Origin of the sequence: Kocuria sp. ChxB (assembly GCF_044359605.1) — a bacterium.
Classification (GTDB): Bacteria; Actinomycetota; Actinomycetes; order Actinomycetales; family Micrococcaceae; genus Kocuria; species Kocuria rhizophila.
On the sequence record NZ_CP121123.1, the window covers coordinates 628,059 to 650,325 of the forward strand.

A 22,267-nucleotide genomic window follows, 5' to 3' on the forward strand; every position below is an offset into this window, starting at 1 on the left:
GCGGGTGCGGGCCGTGGTGCCGTTACGGGAATCGTAAGCAGGCGATGGTCAGGGGTGAGCGGCCCGGGGGTCGCGCTCCTTCGTGGGGCTAGTGCCCCTCCTGCAGTGCGCCCTGTACGTACACGGCGAACAGCAGGGTGAAGATGTAGGCCTGGAGGACCTGGATGAGCAGCTCCAGGAAGTAGATGAACAGTCCGAGGACGATGCCGAAGACCGATCCGCCGATCCCCACGATGCCGCCCACCTCGGTGGCCAGGTACGCGGTGAGGCCCGCGGCCACCATCATGGCCATGTGGCCCGCGAACATGGTGGCGAACACACGCAGCGCGTGAGTCACGGGACGGATGATGAGGTTCGAGAGGAACTCGAGGGGGATGAGGATCACGTAGAGGATCTTCGGGACGTTCGGGGGCATGGTCATCTTGACCATGAACTGCCCGAAGCCGTGCCGGCGGATGCCCACGAAGACCCACACGACGTAGGCGATGGCGGCCATGACGTATGCCGAGCCCGGGTGGGAGAAGGTGGGCAGCTGCACGAGGGGGATGGACCCGAACAGGTTGTTCACCAGGATGAAGAAGAAGAAGGAGAACAGCAGCGGGATGAAAGGGCGGAAGTCCTTCTCGCCGATGATGTCCCGGCCCAGGTGGTTGCGGACGAAGCCGTAGCCCATCTCGCCCAGGTACTGGCCCTTGGAGGGAACCATGGCGCGACGGCGGATCATGTACATGAAGCCCGCACCGATCAGCACCACGGAGAAGAGGATCAGCAGCGACTGCTTACCGAAGGCGAGGGACCCCACTTCGAACAACGGGGGAAGATGCATGTCTTCCGTGGAAGGGGCCACGAATTCGGCCGGAATCCTCAGGGCGGGGTTCAATACGGGTCCTTTCTGCGGTATCCAGACCGGTCACACTCCGGGCCGGTGGCCCGGATCAGATGACTTCGTTGTCTCCGACGTGGTCTTCTGCGGGGCGTGGCTCCGATTCAGCGCGTCCCTCATGTGGAGGTAGCCAAGGTACACCCCGGCGGACGCGCCGAAGACGGCTCCCGCGATCACAATCCACCGTGTTCCCAGCAGGTGATCCAGGAGCCAGCCTATCAAACTCCAAAACGCCGCACCGACCACGACATACAGCAGCACGGCGAGTCCTCCGCTCAGGCCGCCGCGCTCCACGAGCTCTCCCGCAGTGTAGAGGGAGTCCTGTCGCGCGGAGTCGACGTGTCGCTGCGAGGCGCCCCGCGCGGAGCGGGGTTTCCGGGGGTCCTGGGGGCCCGGCGAGGAGTTCATGGGGTGTGCCTTTCAGGGGTGCCCACGGGCGGTTGACCGGACCCGTGGAGCGCGTCGTGGTGGCGGCCGGGTGCTTCCCGGCCGAGGAGCGTGGTGGCCGCACCGGACCGGGGACCGGGTGCGTCGCGCGGGGACGGTGCGGCAGCGGCGTCGTCGTGCGCGGCTGCGGAGTCCGCTCCCCGGGCGGATCGTGAGGCCAGGAGCGCGCGCGTCTGCTGCCCGGACACGCGCCCCGTGAGCCGGGCGAAGCGCACGAGCGCGAGCACGAGGCCGACCAGCGCGGCGCCCAGGAACACGCCGGGGACCAGCCAGGCGGGGGGCGCGAGCGTCAGGAGCAGTCCACCGGCCACGAGCACCTTGAGCAGGTACAGGCCCGCGAGGGCAGGCGCGGTGGCCGCGGGCGCGACGCGGAACATGTGCGCGGCCACCAGCACGGTGGTCGCGGAGCTCGCCGTGACCAGACCGGCCCCGAACGCGGCCGAGCGGATGCCGTCCGGAAGCTCCAGCACGAAGGCCGCCGCCATCGCGAGCGCCGCCGCCACGAGGGCGACCGCAGACCAGGTTCTCGCTCCGTGGCCGTAGGAGCTGTCACCTGCGGGAGCGGGGGTGTGGTCGGGCCCGGTCACGTGTCCACGCCCCGCCGAGCGGTGCGGAGACGTCCGAGCAGCGTGGGCGCCAGCAGGTACGCGACGACCACGGCGACCACCGCCACACCGGCGATGGCGGAGCCCGTGCCGTTGGCGCGCAGGCCGTAGAGGGAGATGACGCTCACGAGCACCGTGGCACCCGTGACCAGCAGGGACGCCTGGACGTGGGAGAGCCCCGCGTCCGTGAGCCGCTGGTACGCGTGCTGGCGGTGCGGCTTGTACCAGACCTCGCCGCGGCGGATCCTCAGCACGAGGGTCACCGCGGTGTCCGCGAGGTAGATCAGCAGCGGGGGCAGCAGGTACTCCACGTACACGCCGGAGAGGAACGCGCCGATCGCGGTGGCCACGACCGCTCCCCCCAGGACGTACGATCCGACGTCCCCCAGGAACACCGTGCCGCGCCCCAGGTTCCAGGGCAGGAAGCCGAGGAAGGCCCCGGCCACGGCCAGACCGGCGCAGACCATCCACGGCATGCCGTTCACGCCGCCGGCCCACGCGTAGAGCAGGCCCACCGCTGTGCCGTGCATGCCGGAGATGCCGTTGATCCCGTCCATGAAGTTCGCGATGTTGATGTACGCCACGGTGGCCACGACCCCCACGGGCCACCACCACGCGGGAACCCCGAGGGCCACGATCAGCGCGGCCGTGCCCAGCGCTCCGATCAGGGCCTGAACGCCCAGGCGCACGGTGATCGGCACTCCCCGGTAGTCCTCCGCCCAGCCGAGCGCGGCACTGGCAACCATCATGGCCAGCACCACCAGGGCAATGGAGCGGTCCACGGGGATAAGGCCGAAGACCAGCGCCCCCGCGTACGTGACCACCAGGGCGAGCGCCACGGCGAGGCCCATGCCGCGCAGGACCGGTCGGGTGTGGGACGAGCGTTCGGTGGGGACGTCGATCACTCCCCACCGCGTGAGCAGGGGCCGCACGGCGAACGGGAGCAGGACGGACAGCACGAACGCCACGCCCAGGGTCCAGGGCGCCAGCGTCAGCAGCAGCTCAAGGGCCTCGCCCTCGCTGAGGGTTGCGGGACCGGTCACCAGTCCGGGCAGCGGTGTGGCCAGGACCGCGGCGGGGCTCATCGCGGCGCTCACGATCCGCTCCCCCGGTCGTCCCCGTCGCGGGCGGCCCGCGACCCCTCGACGGGTGCGACGTGGCCGCCTCGCGCAGAGCTGCCGTCCCGCGGGACCGCATTCCCCCGGTGGGGACTGCCGTCGCGGGGCGCCGCGCCGTCGCGGTCGGGGGCGGCGCTCCGGCCGCCGCGACCCGACGACGCCGCGCTCTCGGCTGCGCGCGGCACGGAGAAGTCCGTGATGCGGGGCTGGGTGCTGGCAGGAACCTGCGGGATGGACCCGGTGAACAGCATGCCGCCGCGGACCTTCCACACGTGGCGGTCCAGGTTGGCGGGGTCCAGACGCTCGGCCCTCGCGTGCGAGATCTTGGGGTGGAAGGGACGTTCGTCCGTCTCCCCCGTGCCGATCAGGTCCTCGTGCAGCTTCTCCCCGTGGCGCAGCCCGGTGATCTCGATCCGGATGTCCTCGCGCCCGGACATGGACCGCAGGCGCTGCGCGATGTCCATGATCCGCACGGGCTGGCCCATGTCCAGGATGAGCACCTCTCCCCCGCGGGCGATCGCGCCGGCCTGGATGACCAGCTGGCACGCCTCGGGAATGGTCATGAAGTAGCGGGTCGCGTCCGGGTGCGTGACCGTGATGGGCCCGCCCTGGCGGATCTGCTCGGCGAACAGCGGGAGCATGGACCCGCGCGAGCCGAAGACGTTGCCGAAGCGCACGGAGGCGTAGCGCTTGCCCGTGCGGTCTCCCGTCCACGCGGTGAGCTTCTCCGCCACGCGCTTGGAGTGCCCGAGCGCGGTGGTGGGGTTCGCGGCCTTGTCCGTGGAGATGTTCACGAACACGTCCACGTCCACCGCGGCGGCGGCGCTGAGCACGTGCAGCGAACCCATCACGTTGGTCTTCCACGCCTCGTCCGGGTACTGCTCCAGCAGCGAGACGTGCTTCAGCGCCGCCGCGTGGAACACCACCTGGGGCCGGCGCTGCTCGAACACCCTGTTCACCGACTCCTCGTCACGGATGTCGCACAGCACGGTGTCGTTGCCGTCCAGCAGCCCGCGCCCGGTGATGGAGATCTGCGTGGCCTGCAGCCCGGACTCGTCCCGGTCCACCATGATCAGCTCCGCGGGCTCGAAGCCCACGAGCTGACGGCACAGCTCGGAGCCGATGGATCCGCCCGCACCGGTCACCAGCACCCGCTTGCCGGTGATGTAGCCCGCGATCGAGTCCACGTGGATGTCCACGGGGCGGCGTCCGATGAGGTCCTCCATGGAGATGTCCCTCAGGTCCACGCCCTGGTTCGCGCCCGTGAGCATCTCGCTCAGCGGCGGGACGGTCATCACGCGGGTGCCCGTTCCCTCCACGGCGTCGGAGACGCGGCGCATGGTGCGGGGGTCCACGTCCGCCACCGCCACGATCAGCACACCCGAGCGCGTGTGCTCGAGGACGGAGGCGGCGTCGTGCAGCGTGCCCATAACGGGCACGGAGGAGATCCGCAGGTGCTTCTTGGCGGGGTCGTCGTCCAGCAGGGCAACGGGCAGGAAGCCGGAGGCCGGGTCCTGCATCATGCGGTGCACCAGGAACGTGCCCAGCGCGCCGGCACCGAAGACCACCACGTTCTGGGCCTGGTCACCGGGCTTGGCCGTGGACTCCTGGTACATGCGCTTGAGGTAGCGGAACGCGGCCATGAGCAGGCACGCGAACGGGAACGCGATGAACCCCACGGAGCGCGGAATGCTCAGCGAGACGCCGAAGACCAGCAGCAGACCCTCCAGCAGCGCGGTCACGATCACGGTCACGACCACCAGCAGCTTGGCCTCGTCGAAGCTGCCGAAGGAGTATCGGCCCTTGTAGAGCGCGAAGGAGAACCCCACGAGCAGCTGCAGCACCACGGCCACGGCGCACGTGATCACCAGCCCGCCCACCGACACGAGCTCCACGTTGAGCTCGAAGCGCAGCAGCACGGCCACCCACAGCGCCAGGATCCACGCGGCCGAGTCCAGGATCATCTGGATCCACAGCCATGCGACCGGTTTCTCGGCTCGGGGGGTGGGACTGAGGGGGTTGACCATGGGGCCGTTGTCCTTTCGGGTGCGCGCGGGTCAGCCGTTGCGGTGGCCCACCATGAGCCGGTAGGCCGTCTCGCGCACCCGCAGGGGCACGAACCGGTAGCCGCCGCGCACCATGACGTTCACGGCCCATTGTAGGAACCCCACGTGCCCCAGGGCCCGCAACCTGGCCTGCAGCGCGAGCTCCGCCTTCAGGACCCGGTACCCGCCGCGGCGTTCGTAGGACCCGGAGGAGACGCGGTACCCGACCAGCGGCTCACCCACGTTGCGCACGTCCGCCCCCGCGTGGAGCATGCGCGCCCACAGCCAGTAGTCCTCCGCCATGGGCACGTCCTCGTAGCCTCCCACGGCCTCCACGGCGCTGCGGCGCAGCACCACCGTGGGGTGGGACAGCGGGTTGCGGCGACGGCTCACGGCCGCGATGCGTTCCGCGCCCACGGGTGCCGCGCGCAGTGCCACGGGGTTCTGCTCGTCGTCCCCGATCTCGTGCATGGACGCGCCCACGACGTCCGCGCCGTCCTCGATCAGGGGAAGCTGCTGCTCGAAGCGCCGGGGGTAGGCGACGTCGTCCGCGTCCGCCCGCGCCACGACGTCGTGCGCGCACCGCGGCAGGGCGGTGTGCAGGGCGCGAGCCAGACCGCCGTTCTGGGCGAGCCGCAGCACACGGACCGGAATCTGCGAGTCCGCCTCGAGACGGCGCAGCTCGGTCTCCAGCGGGGGCGACACGGGGCCGTCCTGGACGAGGACCACCTCGGCCGGCGGCCGGGTCTGGTCCACGGTGTTGGACTCCACCGCGCGCCGCAGCCGCTCGGGCGTGTCCCCGTGGTAGACGGGGAGCAGGACCGAGAACGGGACGGGGATCCCCGCAGCGTCCAGCGGCTCAGCGAGGGCCACCGAAACCCCGCCCGCGCATGCCGTCGGTGTAGAGCCGCGCCCACGTGCGCAGGCCCTTGAGATCCCTGGTCTTGATGTAGTGGGCCGGGTAGCCGATCGCGTCCGCCCCCAGCTGCACCACGCGCTTGTAGTGCCACGAGACGTACCCGCGGTTGCGGAAGAAGTGGCGCTGCTTGAACTCCCCCGGCGGGATCAGCACCTGCAGCTTGCCGGGAACCACCACGTGCTCCTCGTCCCACCCCGGGGGGTGGGAGACCGCCGTGGTGGTCACGGTGCCGAACGGCAGACCGCTGCGGCGAAGCCGCACCAGGAAGTCCACCTCGTCCCCGCGCAGGAACAGCTTGAGGTCCGGCAGCCCCACGCGGAAGAACACGGACTCGTCCACCAGGGCGCCGTTGAAGAAGTTGGCGTAGGAGTCGAGGAAGCCCAGGGGTTCGAGGTCCGCCCGCCGGTGCGTGATGCCGCCCTCCAGCCGGTACGGGAAGGAGAGCAGCGAGTGATCCTGCGGTGCCACGATCAGGGGTGAGACCACCGCGAGGTCGCGCTCCCGCGCGGCGGTGCGCAGCACGGCGAGGCACTCGGGGTCCTCGGGGTGGGCGTCGTCGTCCATAAGCCAGACCTGCTCCGAGCCGGCCGCGAGCGCCGTGAGGATCGCGAGCGCGAAGCCGCCCGCGCCACCCAGGTTCGCCTCCGAGCGGCGGTAGTGCAACGCGAACGCTCCCCCGATCCGCTGGCGCAGCCGGTCCTCGTCCAGAGCGGCGCGCCCCGCGTCCACGAGGCACAGGCTCGCCACGGGCTCGGTCTGGACGCGCAGCGCGTCGATCAGGGTGTCGACGTCGCCGGGCCGGTCCTGCGTGACGCACGCCACACCCACGCGCGCGCCCTCGTGGTCGGTGGCCCTGGCACTGTTCTCCGTCATTGACGCCCCCGAGACGACTCGTGATTCTGGCGGTGTTCGCTCACCCCGTGCCGGAGAGCGTCGCGGCAGCGGCACCCGGGCGCGGATGAACTCCCGGAGTCTATCAACGCCCACCCGGACGACGCCTCGGTGTCCGCTGGACGCCCGCGGCTCGGTCACGGCATCCACCCTGCCCGGCCGGGCGCTACCGTACGATGGTCGAACCACCATGGGAGGAGACACACAGTGACGGTTCACAGCTGGCGCGTTCTCGGGGCGACGGGTTTCATCGGCTCCGCGATCACCACGGCCCTGCAGGCCCGGAGCATCCCGGTCACGCCCGTGGCCTCACCCCGCCTGGCCTCCCCGGCCACCACCGTCCACCACCTCGTGGAGCACGCCCAGCGGCTCGAGTCCGTGATCGACTACCTGGCCGACTCCTTCGCCGGCGCAGACACCGTGGTCAACGCGGCCGGCCTGGCCGCACCGGACCAGACCCACCAGCAGTCCCTGACGGGTGCCAACGCCCTGCTGCCGGTGCTGGTGGCGCTCGCGGCGCACCGCACCGGTGTCCGGCGGGTCATCCACATGAGTTCCGCGTCCGTGCAGGCGGACGCCCCCGTGCTGGACGAGTCCATCCGCACCGCGCCGTTCTCCCCGTACTCGTTCTCCAAGGCGCTCGGAGAATCCGCGCTGTACCGGCTGCACTCCGAGTGGCGCTCCGAGAAGGGCGCACCCCAGCTCACCGTGATCCGCGCCACGTCCGTGATGGGCAGCGAGCGGCGGACCACGCGCAGGCTCGCGCGCTTCGCCTCCTCGCCGCTGAGCTCGGTGGCGGGGGACGGCTCCGCACCCACGCCCGTCACCTCGGTGACCGCGCTCGCGCAGTTCACCGTGGCCGTGGGCGAATTCCCCCGGGCCCTGCCGCCCGTGATCCTGCAGCCCTGGGAGGGCGCCACCACCGGCTCCGTCCTGCGCGACGCCGGACGCCGGGAGCCGCTGTCCATCCCGCCCTGGCTGTGCCGCGCCGCGATCGCTTCCGCGCGTTTCCTCTCGCAGGCATCGGGGCACCGCTACGCCGGCGCCATCCGGCGGCTCGAGGTCACGTGGTTCGGCCAGCAGCAGGTTCCGGGCTGGGCGCACGAGAACGGTGTGCTGCCGGAGCCGCACGTGCAGGAAGTGCTGCGCCAGGCCCACCTGGCCCTCGGCCGCTGAGACGCGCTCCCGCGCACTCCCCCGCGACGACGCCGCCCGGCCCGCACCGCCGCGCCGAAACCGTCGGCGCCAGGGACGGCCTCCGGGCGAACTGCGCCTGCGCCGCGCGCTTGCGGGGGTGCCGGGGCAGGGTCAGGCCTGCGGGTCCTGGGTGCCGTCGGCCACGAGCCGTTCGGCGTCCGCCATGCTCAGCGCACTCGTGCCACCCCAGCGGGGCTCGTGCCGGTGGTTGCGGTCCCGCACCTGGTCCACCGGGCGTGCATCCTGTGACGGGCCGTCCCACACCATGGCGGTGATGAGCTCCTCGTCGGACGTCTCGTCACCCTCCTCGGCGTCTCCGTTCACGGGAGCGGGCCGGCCGGTCCGCACGGCGCTGCCCGCCAGGCCGGCGGCCACCGCGCCAGTGGGCTCCACGCCGTTCTGCTTGGCACGTTCTTCACAGTCCCGCGCGGACGACGCCGCCGCTGCCGTGCCAGCACCGCCCGTTGCGCCGTCCTCGTGGGCACGGCCGTCCCCGGCCGACGCGGAGGGACGCTGCGAGGTGGTCTGGGCCGCGGCGTCGTCGAGCCCGCCGCCGTGGACCGCGGGGACGACCTCGCGCAGCCGCTGCAGGGGGATGGCGCCGTGGCGCAGCACCACCGGCGTCTCCCCCGTGCAGTCGACGATGGTGGAGGCGGTGTCCCGTGCGTCCTCCGCGGGCTCCTCGACCGGCCGGGGACCGTCGTCGAGGTAGAGCGGCACCCGGTCCTGGAGCATGTCCTGGGCCGCCTGCGCCGTGCGGGCGGCGGGCATCCCTGTGCGGTTCGCCGAGGAGACCGCCATGGGACCCACCCGCTCGAGCACGGCCCGCGCGGCGGCGTCGTCCGGCACGCGCAGCGCCACCGTGCCGTGCGTCTCGCCGAGGTCCCAGCCGAGGGACGGCTGGGCCCAGCACACCAGCGTCAGGGCCCCGGGCCAGAAGGCCTCGGCGAGGGCGCGGGCGTCCTCGCTGACCTGGTCCGCGAGTGCCTCCATGACCTCGGGGCGGGCGATCAGCACCGGCGGCGGCATCTCGCGGGTGCGGCCCTTGGCGCCCAGCAGGCCCTGCACGCCCGGTGCGGAGAAGGCGTCGCAGCCGATGCCGTACACCGTGTCCGTGGGAAGCACGACGCACTCGCCGTCGGCCACCACCTCCGCGGCCCGCGCCACAGCGGTCTCCCGCTCCTCCTCGGTCCCGCAGGGCAAGATCTCGCTCACGAGCAGCTCCTCAGCTCATCGTCCGGGTGTGCGTCCGGCACGCGGGCCGTGGTGGCCCGGGGCCGGTCGGTCAGGTCGTGGTGGACGCGGACGTCCTGGAACCCGCGCTCGGTCAGAGCCAGCGCCACGGGCTCCACCTGGGACTCCGCGTGCTCCATGATGAGGGATCCCCCGGGTCGCAGCACCCGCAGAGCCGTCTCCATCACGGCGATCGGGTGGCGCATCCCCGCCCGGTCACCACCGTAGAGCGCGGTGGGCGGGTCGTAGTCGCGCACCTCCGGGTCCCGGGGAATCTCGCCGTCCGGAACGTAGGGCGGGTTGCTCACGACCACGCAGAAGCGCCCGGCAGTGTCCGGGGTGACGTCCCGGTAGTCGCACTCCAGCAGTCGCACGCGCGAACCGGACAGGTTGCGGCGGGCCCACTCCAGGGCACCGGGTTCCCGCTCCACGGCGGTGACCCGGCACGCGGGGTCCTCGCTCGCCACGGCCAGGGCGATCGCCCCGGTGCCGGTGCCCAGGTCAATCACGGCAGGGCGGGTCTCGCCCGCCTCGCGCCAGAGCCGCGCGTCGTCGAGCGCGAGCTGCACGAGCAGCTCCGTCTCGGGACGGGGCACGAAGACCCCGGGGCCCACGGCGAGCTCCAGATCGCGGAAGGGCGCGGTGCCCGTGATGTGCTGCAGCGGTTCCCGGGCGGCCCTGCGCCGGACGAGGTCGCGGTAGCCCGTGGGCTCGGGGGCCCCCAAGATGGCGCGGGCCTCGGTCTCACCGCGCGATAGCCCCAGCGCGTGGGCGGCGAGCAGAGCGGCGTCGGCGTCCGGGGACGCGACACCCGCGGCGGCGAGCTCCGCTCGACCCCACGCGATGGCCTGCGCCAGAGTGCTGCTCACCGGGCTCAGCTCTTCCGGCCCGCGGACCCCTGCTCCGCTGAGTCCTGGCCCAGCTGCTCCAGGCGGGCCCTCTCGTCGAGCTCGACCGCCGAGGCGATCACCGGTTCCAGCGCGCCGTCCAGGACGTGGTCCAGGTTGTAGGCCTTGTAGCCGGTGCGGTGGTCCGCGATCCGGTTCTCCGGGAAGTTGTAGGTGCGGATCCGCTCCGAGCGGTCCACGGTGCGGACCTGGGACTTGCGGGCCGCGGCGTTCTCCGCGTCGATCTGCTCCTGCTGGTGCGCGAGCAGCCGGGCGCGCAGCACGCGCATGGCCGCCTCGCGGTTCTGCAGCTGGGACTTCTCGTTCTGCATGGAGACCACGATCCCCGTGGGGACGTGGGTGATGCGCACGGCCGAGTCCGTGGTGTTCACGGACTGACCGCCGGGACCGGAGGAGCGGTAGACGTCGATCTTGAGGTCGTTCTGGCTGATGTCGATCTCGTCCGGCTCGTCCACCTCGGGGAACACGAGGACACCCGCGGCGGACGTGTGCACCCGACCCTGGGACTCGGTCACGGGAACTCGCTGCACACGGTGGACCCCGCCCTCGTACTTGAAGCGGGCCCATGCCCCCTCGGACGGGTCCGAGGAGCTGCCCTTGACGGCGAGCTGGACGTCCTTGTAGCCGCCCAGCTCGGTGGGGGTCGAGGAGAGGATCTCGGTCTTGAGACCGGACTGCTCCGCGAAGCGCACGTACATGCGCAGCAGGTCCCCGGCGAAGAGCGCGGACTCGTCCCCGCCCTCCCCCGCCTTGACCTCGAGGATCACGTTGCGGCCGTCGTCCGGGTCGCGCGGGACGAGCTTGCGGCGCAGCGCCTCACGGGCCTCCACGAGCTCGTCCTCGAGGGGCTTGACCTCCGCCGCGAGCTCGGGATCCATGCTCCCGAGCTCGCGCGCGGCCTCGAGGTCCTCGGACAGCCGTTCCACCCGACGGTGTGCCTCCACGATCCCGTTGAGCTCGGAGTAGCGCCGCCCGAGCTTCCGGGCCCGGCCCGCGTCCGCGTGCACGGCGGGATCCGCCAGTTCGCGCTGCAGCTGAGCGTGCTCATCCAGCAGCGGCTGAACGGGGTCGGACATGTGGGGCACTCCTTGATCGACGGGTGGAACGAGCGGACCGCGGGTGCGGTTCCTAGTGGCCGGCCAGCGTGGTCTTCTGGACCTGCATCAGGAACTCGGCGTTGGACTGGGTGTCCCGCAGCTTGCTGGTGAGCAGCTCGAGCGCCTGCTGCTGCTCCAGACCGGAGAGCACGCGGCGCAGGCGCCACATGATCTTGATCTCCTCGGAGGACAGCAGGTTCTCCTCGCGGCGGGTGCCGGAGGAGTTGACGTCCACGGCCGGGAAGATGCGACGGTCCGCGAGCTGGCGGGAGAGCCGCAGCTCCATGTTGCCCGTGCCCTTGAACTCCTCGAAGATGACCTCGTCCATCTTGGACCCGGTCTCCACGAGCGCGGTGGCCAGGATGGTGAGCGAGCCGCCATTCTCGATGTTGCGGGCGGCGCCGAAGAACTTCTTGGGCGGGTACAGCGCCGCGGAGTCGACACCACCGGACAGGATGCGCCCGGAGGCGGGGGCCGACAGGTTGTACGCACGGCCCAGACGCGTCATGGAGTCCAGCAGGACCACCACGTCCATGCCCATCTCCACGAGGCGCTTGGCGCGCTCGATCGCGAGCTCCGCGACCGTGGTGTGGTCGTCCGCGGGACGGTCGAAGGTCGAGGCGATGACCTCGCCCTTCACCGTGCGCTGCATGTCGGTGACCTCCTCGGGGCGCTCGTCCACGAGCACCATCATGAGGTGCACCTCGGGGTTGTTGGTGGTGATCGCGTTGGCGATCGACTGCAGCATGAGGGTCTTGCCCGCCTTGGGCGGGGAGACGATCAGGCCGCGCTGGCCCTTGCCGATCGGTGCCACGAGGTCCACCACGCGGGGACCGATCTTCTTGGGGTCGGTCTCCAGGCGCAGCCGCTCCTGCGGGTAGAGCGGGACGAGCTTGTTGAACTCCACCCGCTCCTTGTTCTCCTCGGGCGTGCGACCGTTGACCGAGGTCAGCTGCACGAGCGCGGAGAACTTCTGGCGGGAGCTGTTGTGCTGCTCCCCCTCGCGCGGGGCACGGATGGCGCCCACCACGGCGTCGCCCTTGCGCAGGTTGTTCTTCTTGACCTGCGAGAGGCTCACGTAGACGTCCGAGGGACCCGGGAGGTAGCCGGAGGTGCGCACGAAGGCGTAGTTGTCCAGCACGTCCAGGATGCCCGCCACGGGCAGCAGGACGTCGTCCTCGGTGATCTCCACGTCGTCCACGTCCGGGCCGTTGTTCCGGTTGCGGCGGTTGCGACGCTCGTTGCGGTCGTTGCGGTCCCCGCGCTCGCCGCGGTCATTGCGGTCGTTGCGGTTGCGGTTGCGCCGGTTGCGGCGCGAGCCGCCCTCGCCGTCCCCGCCGTTGTTGCCGCGGTCGTTGCGGTTGCGGTTGCGGTCGTTGCGGTTCTGGCCGTCCTGGCCGTTGCCGCCGTCCCCGGACCCGTTGTCCTTGGACCCGTTGTCCTTGCCGCCGCGGCGGTTCCCCTGGTCCTGGCCGTTGTCCTTGGCATCGCCCTGCTGGCGCTGACGGCCGCCCTCGGAGCGGTTGTCCTGGCCGGACTTCTGGTCCTGCTTGCCCTCGCGGGACTTCTCGTCCTGCGAGGAGGCGTCGCGGTCCTGCGGCGAGGACTTCTCGTTGCGGTTGCCGCGGCCGCGCTGGTTGCGGTTGCCGCGGCCGTCCTTGGACTCGTCGGACTGCTGCTCGGAGCCGTCCTGGGCGGAGCTCTGCTCGGCCGACTGCTCCGCATCGTTCTTGTCCTGGCCGGAGCGGGCGCCGTGGCGGTCCCCGGAGGCCGTGGCGCGGCGGGAGCGCCGCGAACCGGACTGGCGCTTGCCGCCCTGGTCCCCGGACTCGTCCTCGGCGGACTCGGTGGACTTCTGCTGCGAGCCCTCGGCGGGCTCAGCGGCGTCGTCGGAGCCGGTGTGGCGCTGGGAGGCCTTGCGGGCGGTCTGCTGGATCTTCTCCTCGACGGCCTTGTCGCGCTCGGCGACGGCGCCGCCGCGCTGGTGGGCCTCGATGGCCTCCACGAGGAGGGACTTGCGCATGCGGCGCGCGCCCGTGATGCCGAGCTGCGCGGCGAGCGCCTGCAGCTGGGCGAGCTTGAGACCGGACAGTCCGGTGCTCTGCGCGGTGGAGGATTCCGTTCCCTGTTCGGGGGCGGTGGATTCTGTCACGAAGGTTCCTTCTGACTCGGTGGGGGCTGCGGCATTCAGATCGCCGGCAGCCCGGCGTTGTGGGTGTGGGCCGCGCGCGGCGGGCCACGAGAGGCACGCGCGGTGAGCACGCGTGATCAGCAATGAAGTCCCCCGAATCCCCCGCTCGAGCGAACTGCCACATCACAGAGGTGGCGGGGCTTCACGGGAGAGGATCGCAGAGAGGCGACGCCTTCGAACACCTGCGGTGGGTCACTGCGCACGGGGCTCAACTGCGGGGCTGCGTCATCCGACAGGCGGACGCTCACCCGGGGCCTATTGCGTGGATGCCTCCACTTTAGCACCCTCGCCGGGCACCCGCAGGGCAAGCACCCGCCACGACACGGGCTCGCCCCCGTGGCGGCGGGTCGACGACGCCGGGTCCGCGGTGATCTCCCCGATCGCCTCCTGCGCCGCTCGCGCCCGCTGCCCACCGTTCGCGAGCGTCAGCACCGTGGGGCCCGCACCGGAGATCAGAGCGGCGTGACCGCGCTCGCGCAGCCCGGTCACGAGCTCCCAGCTGGGCGCCATGGCCTGCGCGCGGTAGGGCTGGTGGAGCAGGTCGTGCGTGGCGTCCAGCAGCAGCTCGGGGTGCTGCCCGAGGGCCGCCACGAGCAGCGCGGCCCGGCCCGCGGTGACCGCCGCGCTGCGGTGGGCCACGGTCTCGGGAAGCAGCCCGCGTGCCACCGCAGTGGCCACCTCGAAGTCCGGAACAGCCACCACCGGCACCACGTCCGGGTGCACGGCCATCGGAACACTGTGGAAATGCCCTTCCGTCTCCCAGGAGATCGTCAGACCGCCCAGGAGGGTGGGGGCCACGTTGTCCGGGTGTCCCTCGAGCCGCGAGCACACCTGCAGCAGGGCGTCGTCGGAGAGCCGCGCGGATGCCGGCAGCAGGGCGTTGCCCGCGAGCACACCCGCCACCACCGCGGAGGCGGACGATCCCATCCCGCGCCCGTGCGGGATCACGTTGTGGGCCGTGAGCCGCACCGGGGGCAGGACGCCGGCCCCGGCGGCGTCGAACGCGGCCTGCGCGGCACGCAGCACCAGGTGCTCGCCCGTGCGCGGGACGTCCTGGGAACCCTCGCCGTGCAGCTCGAACTCCAGGCCCTCGCGGATGCGGGTGAGGCTAACGGTGTCACGGTGCTCCAGTGCGAGGCCCAGGGAGTCGAAGCCGGGACCCACGTTGCCCGTGGACGCCGGCACCGTGACGCGCACGGTGGCGCCCACCGGTGCCACGCCGCCGTCCACGCGCCCTGCCCCGTGGGCCGCCGGGCGCGCCGATTCCCGGGCGCTCACGCGAGACCGAGGGCCGCCGCGACGGACACCACGTCGAAGGGAACCCGCGTGGGCTCCGCCGCCTGCGGATCCTCCGCCTCGGCACCCTTGACGGCCCACTGCGGGTCCTTGAGCCCGTGGCCCGTGACGGTCGCGACGATCGTCGCACCGGAGGGCACCTCCCCCGCGCGCGCCTTCTTGAGCAGTCCCGCGACGCTCGCGGCGGAGCCCGGCTCCACGAACACGCCCTCGCGCGAGGACAGCCAGCGGTGCGCCTCCAGGATCTGCTCGTCCGTGACGGCGTCGATGAGTCCGCCGGACTCGTCCCGGGCCGCGACCGCCGTGTCCCACGAGGCCGGGTTGCCGATCCGGATGGCCGTGGCGATGGTCTCCGGCTCCGTCACGGGGTGGCCCAGCACGAGGGGCGCTGCGCCCTCCGCCTGGAAGCCCCACATGGCCGGGGTGCGCGTGGCCACGGCGGGCAGCACCTCACCGGACGTGGCCGGGGTGTCCTGCGCGTACTCGCGGTAGCCCTTCCAGTACGCGGTGATGTTCCCGGCGTTGCCCACGGGCAGCACGTGGATGTCCGGGGCGTCGCCCAGGGTGTCCACCACCTCGAACGCCGCGGTCTTCTGGCCCTCGATGCGGTACGGGTTCACGGAGTTCACCAGGAACACCGGGTAGGACTCGGAGAGCTTGCGGGCGACCTCCAGGCAGTTGTCGAAGTTGCCGTCCACCTGGATGATGTCCGCTCCGTGGGCCACGGCCTGGGACATCTTGCCCATGGAGATCTTGCCCTCGGGCACCAGCACCGCGCTGCGCATCCCGGCCTGCTTGGCGTAGGCGGCCGCGGACGCGGACGTGTTGCCGGTGGACGCGCACACCACGGCCTGCGCCCCGGCCTCCTTGGCCTTGGTGATGGCCATGGTCATGCCGCGGTCCTTGAAGGAGCCCGTGGGGTTCATGCCCTCGAACTTGAGCCACACGGTGGAGCCCGTGAGCTCGGACAGCGCCCGCGCACGGATCAGCGGGGTGCCGCCCTCCCCCATGGTCACGACCTCGGTCTGCTCCGTCACCGGCAGCCGGTCCCTGTACTCGTTGATGACGCCCCGCCAGACGTGTGCCATGCCGTGTTGCTCCTCGGGTCAAGTGCTTGCAGTTCAGCTCGTGCTCCGACCGCCTCCGGGCGGTCACCGGTTGCCGGGCGACGACGCCGCCGCCCGGTTCGCGCTCTATTCTCCCGTCTCCACCGGGGTCACGGACACCACGTCCCGGACCGCGTCGAGGCCGCGCAGCGTCTCGACCGTGGCCATGAGGTCCTCGTGGCGGCCCTCGTGCGTGACCAGGCGCAGCATCGAGGTTCCGGTCACCCGGGGGTCCTCGCTCTGCTGCATGGTGGAGATGGAGACCCCGTGGTCCGCGAAGACCTGGGCGAGCCGCGCGAGCACACCCAGCCGGTCGGACACGGCCAGGGTCACGGCCAGCCGGGTGCGGACGTCGGCCATGCTCACCGCGGGCAGTCCCGCGTGGTCCGCGAGCGGGATCCCCTGGGCCCCCAGGGCGATCGCGCGTGCCGCGGAGACCAGGTCCCCCAGCACCGCGGACGCCGTGGGCTCACCGCCGGCACCCTGTCCGTAGAACATCAGGGACCCGGCCGAGGCCGCCTCCACGAACACCGCGTTGTAGGCCCCGCGCACCCCGCCGAGCACGTGCTGGCGCGGGATCATCACGGGACTCACGCGCAGGTTCACGCCCTCCCCGCAGCGCTCCCCCACCGACAGCAGCTTGATCACGTACCCGGCTTCCCGTGCGGCCGCGACGTCCTCCGCCGTGACACCCCGGATGCCCTCGCAGTGGACGTCGTCGATCGTGTAGCTGGAGTGGAACGCCAGGGACGCCAGCACGGCGGTCTTGGCGGCGGCGTCGTGGCCCTCCACGTCCGCGGTGGGGTCCGCCTCCGCGTAGCCCAGGCGCTGGGCCTCGGCCAGGGCGTCGTCGAACGCGGCACCCGTGGTGTCCATCTGGTCCAGGACGAAGTTGGTGGTGCCGTTCATGATGCCCAGGAACCGGTCCACGCGGTCGCCCGCGAGCGAGTCCCGCATGGGGCGCACGATCGGGATGGCCCCGGCCACCGCGGCCTCGTAGGACAGCTGGGCGCCCGAGGCACCCGCGGCGTCCTGCAGCTGCCGTCCGGACTCCGCGAGCAGCGCCTTGTTGCCCGTGATCACGGACTTGCCCGCGTCCAGAGCGCGCAGCACGCGCGTGCGGGTGGGCTCGATCCCGCCCGTGAGCTCCACGACGACGTCCGCGGCGTCGATCACGGCATCCGCGTCCGTGGTCAGCAGCTCGGCGGGCAGCTCGACGTCCCGCGGGGCGGCCGTGTCCCGCACCGCGATCCCGCTCAGTTCCAGGCGCACCCCGCTGCGCAGGGCCAGCTCGTCCCCACGCGTGAGCAGGACGTGGGCCACCTGGGAGCCCACGGTGCCCGCGCCGAGCAGGCCGACCTTCAGGACGGGAGTCTCGTGGGTGGTCGTCGCAGTGGTGGTCATGGCTCCTGTGCTCCTCCGTGGTCTCACGGGTGTCGGTGACATGGGGTGGGCCGCCGCCGTGGTGCGCTGCGGCCCCGGGCGGGCTGCCCGCGCCGTGCTCCGGCCGGGCGGTGGTCCAGCTGGGCAGGGCGGGTGTTCGCGGGATGCCCGCCCCATCATGGCAAGGACGACGACGCCGCGCAGGTTCGTGACGGCTGCCCGCGGTTGGTGCGCACGCCGTCGTCGTCGATCTCGCCGAGCGGTCAGATTTCGCAGTCCCGGGCCAGCAGATCCGCCACGGACTCGCGGCGCACGATCTCCCGGGAGGTGCCGCCCTCGCCCACGGCCACGATGCCCGGGCGCGGGAGCCAGTTGTAGTTGCTCGACAGGGACCAGCAGTAGGCGCCGGTCACGGGCACCACCAGGAGGTCGCCCCGCTGGACGTCCCCGGGGAGGTAGACGTCCTTGACCACCACGTCACCGGACTCGCAGTGCTTGCCCACCACGCGGGACAGCACGGGGGCCTCGTGGGAGACCCTGTTGGCGAGCACCGCGGTGTAGTCCGCCCCGTAGAGCACGGGACGGGCATTGTCGCTCATCCCGCCGTCCACGGAGACGTAGCGGCGCTGCACACCCTGCTCGACCGTCACGGTCTTGACGGTGCCCACGGTGTACACCGTGCAGCCCGCGGGCCCCGCGATGTATCGACCGGGCTCGAAGGACAGGTGCGGTGCCGGCAGCGCGGAGGACTCCAGGACGGCCGGGAGCAGGGCGGCGAGGTCCGCCGCGATCTCCTCGACACCGCGCGGGGAGTCCGCGGCGGTGTAGGCGACCCCGTGTCCTCCGCCGAGGTCCACCTCGGGCAGCACCACGTCCCAGCGGGAGGCCACGGCCTCCCGCAGCGCCAGGACGCGCTGGGCCGCCTGGGCGAATCCCTCGGCCGCGAAGATCTGGGAGCCGATGTGGCAGTGCAGACCGCGCAGGTCCAGGGCGTCGGCGGCGTCGAGGCACGAGACCACCGCCTGCAGGGCCGGGGAGTCCTCGCCCTCTGCGCCGGCGGCGAGCGAGAGACCGAACTTCTGGTCCTCGTGCGCCGTGGCGATGAACTCGTGCGTGGAGGCGTGCACCCCCGGGGTCACGCGGACCATCACGGGGGCCCGGGTGCCGAGCTCCCGCGCGAGCGCGGCCACCAGCTCGATCTCCGCGAGGGAGTCCACCACGATGCGCCCCACACCGGCGCGCAGCGCGGTGGTGATCTCCGCGGCGGACTTGTTGTTGCCGTGCAGGGCGATGCGCTCACCGGGAACCCCGGCTGCGAGTGCAACGGCCAGCTCCCCACCGGAGGCGGTGTCGATGCTGAGTCCCTCGGCCAGTGCCCAGCGGGCCACCGCCGAGGTGAGCAGGGCCTTGGACGCGTAGTACACGGCCACGTCCACCCCGAGCGGTGACAGGGCGCGTTCGAACGCCTCCCGGAAGCCACGGGCACGGGACCGGAACGTGCGCTCCGAGACCACGTACGCCGGGGACCCGTGCCGCCGCGCGAGCTCCGTGACCGGGACCCCGTCCACCGTGACGCACCCGGAAGCGTCCCGGGCGTACTGGGACGTGAAGACCACGGGATCCAGAGTGGCGGCGTCCGGCGGGACGGGCAGCCATGCGGGGGCGAGCGGGTGGCCGCTCACGCTCTGCTCGGGCACCGGATCACATCCGCTCGGGAGCGGAGACGCCAAGCAGGTCCAGCCCGTTGGCCAGGACCTGGCGCACGGCGTCGTTGAGCCACAGCCGGGTGTGGTGCACGAGTTCCACCTCGCCGTCGCCCTGCGGGGTCACGCGGCACGCGTCGTACCAGCGATGGTACGCACCGGCCAGCGCCTCGAGGTGCCGGGCCACGCGGTGCGGTTCACGGAACTCGGCGGCCTGCGCGACGACCGACGGGTACTGCCCCAGGGCCGCGAGCAGGTCCGCCTCGCGGGGGTGCTCCAGCAGGGCGGCGTCGAACTGCGGGGCCCCCGCCTCGTCCAGACGACGGACGCCGGCGGCCTCCGCGTTGCGCGCGACCGCGCACGTGCGGGCGTGCGCGTACTGCACGTAGAACACGGGGTTCTCGTTGGACCGCTTGGTGAGCACGTCCAGGTCGATGTCGATGTTGGAGTCCACCGAGTAGCGCGTGAGGGAGTAGCGGGCGGCGTCCACGCCCACGACCTCCACGAGGTCCTCCATGGTCACCACCGTGCCCGCACGCTTGGACATCCGCACGGCGGTGCCGTCCTTGACAAGGTTGACCATCTGGCCGATCAGCACCTCCACGGCCTCCGGGGAGTCCCCGAGGGCGGCGGCCGCGGCCTTGAGCCGGGCCACGTAGCCGTGGTGGTCCGCACCCAGCATGTAGATGCACAGGTCCGCGCCGCGGTCCCGCTTGTTCTTGAAGTACGCGATGTCACCGGCGATGTAGGCGGCGTTGCCGTCCGACTTGATGACCACGCGGTCCTTGTCGTCCCCGTGCTCCGTGGAGCGCAGCCACCACGCGCCGTCCTCGAAGTACAGCGAGTCCGAGGAGCGCAGCTGCTCCAGCAGGGTCTCCACCTGACCGCCCTGGAACAGGGAGTCCTCGTGGAAGAAGACGTCGAAGTCCACGCCGAACTCGTGCAGCGAGGACTTGATCTGGGAGAACATCAGCTCCACGCCCGCCGCGCGGAAGACCTCCTGCGGATCCTCCGCCTCCAGCGCGTCCGGGTGCAGCGCCAGGACCTCCTGGGCGATGTCCGAGATGTACTGCCCGCCGTAGCCGTCCTCCGGGGCGGCCTCGCCCCGGGCACGGGCCAGCAGGGACCGGGCGAAGCGGTCGATCTGGTTGCCGTGGTCGTTGAAGTAGTACTCGCGCACCACGTCCGCGCCCTGGGCCTGCAGCACGCGCGCCAGCGAGTCCCCCACGGCGGCCCAGCGGGTGCCGCCCAGGTGGATGGGGCCCGTGGGGTTGGCGGAGACGAACTCCAGGTTGATGGTGGTTCCGGCCAGCGTCTGCCCGGTGCCGAACGCGCGGCCCTGCTCCACGACCGACTGCGCCAGCTCACCCGCGGCGGCGGCGTCGAGCGTGATGTTGAGGAAGCCCGGCCCGGCGATGTCCACGGCCTTCACACCGGGTACCCCGCACAGGTGCTGCGAGAGGATCTGGGCGACGTCCCGCGGGGGGCGCCCGACCTTCTTGGCCACCTGCATGGCCACCGTGGTGGCCCAGTCCCCGTGCTCGCGGTTCTTGGGTCGCTCCACCCGCGCCTGCGGGAGGTCGACGCCGTCCGCCACGGTGAGCTCACCGGCGGTCACGGCGTCCTGCAGACATGCGGACACAGCGGAGGAAAGTTCTTCAGGAGTCACCGTGCCAGTGTAGCCGGGCGGGTTCTGCCGCACCGACTCCCGCTGATTGGTGCACCCGCGCAACCTGGTAGTATCGTCGAGTTGTCGTCGCGAGCCGAGCAGTTGGTGAACGGCACGGCACGCCCGCGTAGCTCAGTGGATAGAGCGTCTGCCTCCGGAGCAGAAGGTCGTAGGTTCGAATCCTGTCGCGGGCACCCTGAAAGCTCCACCCGTTGACGACGGCCCCGGTGACCCCGGGGCCGTTGTCATGTCCGGGCCTGTCGTCCTGTCCGGGCCCGCAGCACCTCTCAGCGCCGACCGCGCCGCTGCTCGCGGATCCTGTAGTTCGGGTTCAGCTCGAGCGGGTCGTACTCGTTCATGACGGACTCGGAGCCGTACTGCTCCTCGAGCAGCGCGTCCTCCGCCACCGGCTCGGGCGGCGCGGTGCGCCGCAGGACGACCCCCACGATCGTGAGGATCCCTCCCACGAACAGGGTGCCGAATCCCACGATGGTCATCACCCAGCCGCGCTCGGTGAGCGGCTGGCCCCCGTGGTCCGCGGCCGCCTGGCTGAGCGCCGCGAGACCCTCCGGCAGGGAGAAGCAGCACACGAAGAGCAGAATCAGCCCCACCGCAGTGATGACGGACGTCATGCGCTGTCTGCGGCGGGGCTGACTCATGGTGATCACTGACCTTCCGGTGCCACCTCCGCGGCGGAGGAGCCACCCGTGGGAGCGCCACCGGCGGGGACGCCCCGGGAGGGGGCGGCCGACGGTGCGGCGCTGCGAGCTGTTTCCAGAAGCGTAGCGTCATCCAGTGCCGGCTCGCCCGTGGCCGCCTGCAGCTTGCGGAACTCGGCCAGCAGGTCCGCCACGGTGGCCTCCGCCTTCTGCTGGGCGTCCAGCTCGAAGAGGATCCGGCCCTCGTGCATCATGATCAGCCGGTTGCCCAGGCGCAGGGCCTGCTCCATGTTGTGCGTGACCATGAGCGTGGTGAGGTGGCGCTCGTTCACGATCCGCTCGGTGATCTCCGTGACGTGCTGCGCCCGCTGGGGATCCAGTGCGGCCGTGTGCTCGTCCAGCAGCAGGATCTCCGGGGCGGAGAACGTGGCCATCAGCAGCGACAGCGCCTGGCGCTGACCACCGGACAGCAGACCCACCTTGGCGCCCAGCCGGTTCTCCAGACCCAGCTCGAGGGTGGCCAGCTCCTTCCTGAACTCCTCCCGCCGGGCGCGGGTGACCCCGCGGGACAGCCCGCGGGAACGGCCACGCCGCTGGGCGATCGCCATGTTCTGCTCGATGGTCAGGGTGGGTGAGGAGCCCTTCATGGGGTCCTGGAACACACGCGAGATCCACCTGGCCTTGCGGTGCTCCGGGAGCCGTGTGACGGTGCGCTCCCCCACCCGGATTTCCCCGCTGTCCGGGATGATCGTCCCGGACACCGTGTTGAGCAGCGTGGACTTGCCCGCACCGTTCGACCCGATGACCGTGACGAAGTCGCCCTCGTTCACCGTGAGACTCACCCCGTTCAGGGCCACGCGCTCGTTGACCGTCCCCGCGAAGAACGTCTTGCGGACGTCGTCGACTCTCAGCATGCG

At 71.7% G+C, this 22,267-nt stretch carries 18 protein-coding genes and 1 tRNA gene; 2 read left to right on the forward strand and 17 right to left on the reverse strand.

Annotated elements, in window-relative coordinates; translation table 11 throughout:
• Positions 1–88 precede the first annotated feature (88 nt).
• From atpB to P8S73_RS02735, 6 genes are all read right to left on the reverse strand, one after another.
• Positions 89–880, reverse strand: coding sequence for a F0F1 ATP synthase subunit A (atpB, locus tag P8S73_RS02710; protein ID WP_019309353.1), 792 nt, complete (start codon positions 878–880; stop codon positions 89–91).
• 407 nt (positions 881–1,287) lie between these two features.
• Entirely contained in the window at positions 1,288–1,917 is a 630-nt protein-coding gene (locus P8S73_RS02715) for a hypothetical protein (protein ID WP_141564910.1), read from the reverse strand.
• Positions 1,914–3,032, reverse strand: coding sequence for a glycosyltransferase family 4 protein (locus P8S73_RS02720; RefSeq protein ID WP_102613436.1), 1,119 nt, complete (start codon positions 3,030–3,032; stop codon positions 1,914–1,916). The genes P8S73_RS02715 and P8S73_RS02720 overlap by 4 nt, the downstream gene beginning before the upstream one ends.
• A complete protein-coding gene (locus tag P8S73_RS02725; protein ID WP_019309357.1) occupies positions 3,029–5,080 on the reverse strand; it encodes a nucleoside-diphosphate sugar epimerase/dehydratase in 2,052 nt (683 codons plus the stop codon). Before P8S73_RS02725 ends, P8S73_RS02720 begins: the two co-directional genes overlap by 4 nt.
• 30 nt (positions 5,081–5,110) lie before the next feature.
• A complete protein-coding gene (locus P8S73_RS02730; RefSeq protein WP_239355903.1) occupies positions 5,111–5,971 on the reverse strand; it encodes a glycosyltransferase in 861 nt (286 codons plus the stop codon).
• Positions 5,958–6,890: a glycosyl transferase gene (locus P8S73_RS02735; protein WP_019309359.1), complete on the reverse strand. Its 933-nt coding sequence runs from the start codon at positions 6,888–6,890 to the stop codon at positions 5,958–5,960. Before P8S73_RS02735 ends, P8S73_RS02730 begins: the two co-directional genes overlap by 14 nt.
• A gap of 225 nt (positions 6,891–7,115) precedes the next feature.
• Here P8S73_RS02735 and P8S73_RS02740 point away from each other — a divergent pair, with 225 nt between their 5' ends.
• A complete protein-coding gene (locus tag P8S73_RS02740) occupies positions 7,116–8,084 on the forward strand; it encodes an NAD(P)-dependent oxidoreductase (RefSeq protein WP_047978489.1) in 969 nt (322 codons plus the stop codon).
• A gap of 132 nt (positions 8,085–8,216) precedes the next feature.
• Here P8S73_RS02740 and P8S73_RS02745 read toward each other — a convergent pair whose 3' ends face one another.
• The 9 genes from P8S73_RS02745 to argS all read right to left on the reverse strand — a co-directional run bounded on the left by P8S73_RS02745 (position 8,217) and on the right by argS (position 20,691).
• A complete protein-coding gene (locus P8S73_RS02745; RefSeq protein WP_047978488.1) occupies positions 8,217–9,320 on the reverse strand; it encodes an L-threonylcarbamoyladenylate synthase in 1,104 nt (367 codons plus the stop codon).
• Positions 9,317–10,207: a peptide chain release factor N(5)-glutamine methyltransferase gene (prmC, locus tag P8S73_RS02750; RefSeq protein WP_082698336.1), complete on the reverse strand. Its 891-nt coding sequence runs from the start codon at positions 10,205–10,207 to the stop codon at positions 9,317–9,319. Before prmC ends, P8S73_RS02745 begins: the two co-directional genes overlap by 4 nt.
• Before the next feature lie 5 nt (positions 10,208–10,212).
• Positions 10,213–11,322, reverse strand: a complete 1,110-nt coding sequence (prfA, locus tag P8S73_RS02755) for a peptide chain release factor 1 (RefSeq protein ID WP_019309363.1) — start codon at positions 11,320–11,322, stop codon at positions 10,213–10,215.
• A 52-nt stretch (positions 11,323–11,374) separates the two neighbouring features.
• A complete protein-coding gene (gene rho / locus P8S73_RS02760; RefSeq protein ID WP_059281182.1) occupies positions 11,375–13,495 on the reverse strand; it encodes a transcription termination factor Rho in 2,121 nt (706 codons plus the stop codon).
• Positions 13,496–13,789: 294 nt separating this feature from the next.
• Positions 13,790–14,752, reverse strand: coding sequence for a homoserine kinase (gene thrB / locus P8S73_RS02765; protein WP_082142012.1), 963 nt, complete (start codon positions 14,750–14,752; stop codon positions 13,790–13,792).
• A gap of 56 nt (positions 14,753–14,808) precedes the next feature.
• Complete coding sequence (thrC, locus tag P8S73_RS02770; protein WP_039101955.1) at positions 14,809–15,918, reverse strand: threonine synthase; 1,110 nt, start codon at positions 15,916–15,918, stop codon at positions 14,809–14,811.
• A 105-nt stretch (positions 15,919–16,023) separates the two neighbouring features.
• Positions 16,024–17,340: a homoserine dehydrogenase gene (locus P8S73_RS02775; protein ID WP_070638435.1), complete on the reverse strand. Its 1,317-nt coding sequence runs from the start codon at positions 17,338–17,340 to the stop codon at positions 16,024–16,026.
• Positions 17,341–17,582: 242 nt separating this feature from the next.
• Positions 17,583–19,016, reverse strand: coding sequence for a diaminopimelate decarboxylase (gene lysA, locus P8S73_RS02780; RefSeq protein ID WP_047978485.1), 1,434 nt, complete (start codon positions 19,014–19,016; stop codon positions 17,583–17,585).
• Positions 19,017–19,020: 4 nt separating this feature from the next.
• Positions 19,021–20,691 (reverse strand): arginine--tRNA ligase, encoded by a 1,671-nt coding sequence (argS, locus tag P8S73_RS02785; protein WP_047978494.1) that lies wholly within the window; start codon positions 20,689–20,691, stop codon positions 19,021–19,023.
• Between the two features lie 121 nt (positions 20,692–20,812).
• Between argS and P8S73_RS02790 the strand changes: the two genes are divergently transcribed.
• A tRNA-Arg gene (locus tag P8S73_RS02790) sits at positions 20,813–20,885 on the forward strand.
• A 93-nt stretch (positions 20,886–20,978) separates the two neighbouring features.
• Here the strand turns inward: P8S73_RS02790 and P8S73_RS02795 are convergent.
• A complete protein-coding gene (locus tag P8S73_RS02795; protein ID WP_223110293.1) occupies positions 20,979–21,350 on the reverse strand; it encodes a hypothetical protein in 372 nt (123 codons plus the stop codon).
• Between the two features lie 5 nt (positions 21,351–21,355).
• On the reverse strand, positions 21,356–22,264 hold the full coding sequence (locus P8S73_RS02800) for an ABC transporter ATP-binding protein (protein ID WP_396350485.1): 909 nt from the start codon (positions 22,262–22,264) through the stop codon (positions 21,356–21,358).
• Positions 22,265–22,267 lie beyond the last annotated feature (3 nt).

Bases quoted from the DNA above. Each gene is read 5' to 3' on its own strand.
- thrC (WP_039101955.1), bottom strand. From the start codon at position 15,918: ATGGCACACGTCTGGCGGGGCGTCATCAACGAGTACAGGGACCGGCTG.
- P8S73_RS02800 (WP_396350485.1), bottom strand. From the start codon at position 22,264: ATGCTGAGAGTCGACGACGTCCGCAAGACGTTCTTCGCGGGGACGGTC.
- P8S73_RS02735 (WP_019309359.1), bottom strand. From the start codon at position 6,890: ATGACGGAGAACAGTGCCAGGGCCACCGACCACGAGGGCGCGCGCGTG.
- P8S73_RS02775 (WP_070638435.1), bottom strand. From the start codon at position 17,340: ATGACCACCACTGCGACGACCACCCACGAGACTCCCGTCCTGAAGGTC.
- P8S73_RS02725 (WP_019309357.1), bottom strand. From the start codon at position 5,080: ATGGTCAACCCCCTCAGTCCCACCCCCCGAGCCGAGAAACCGGTCGCA.
- P8S73_RS02795 (WP_223110293.1), bottom strand. From the start codon at position 21,350: ATGAGTCAGCCCCGCCGCAGACAGCGCATGACGTCCGTCATCACTGCG.
- prfA (WP_019309363.1), bottom strand. From the start codon at position 11,322: ATGTCCGACCCCGTTCAGCCGCTGCTGGATGAGCACGCTCAGCTGCAG.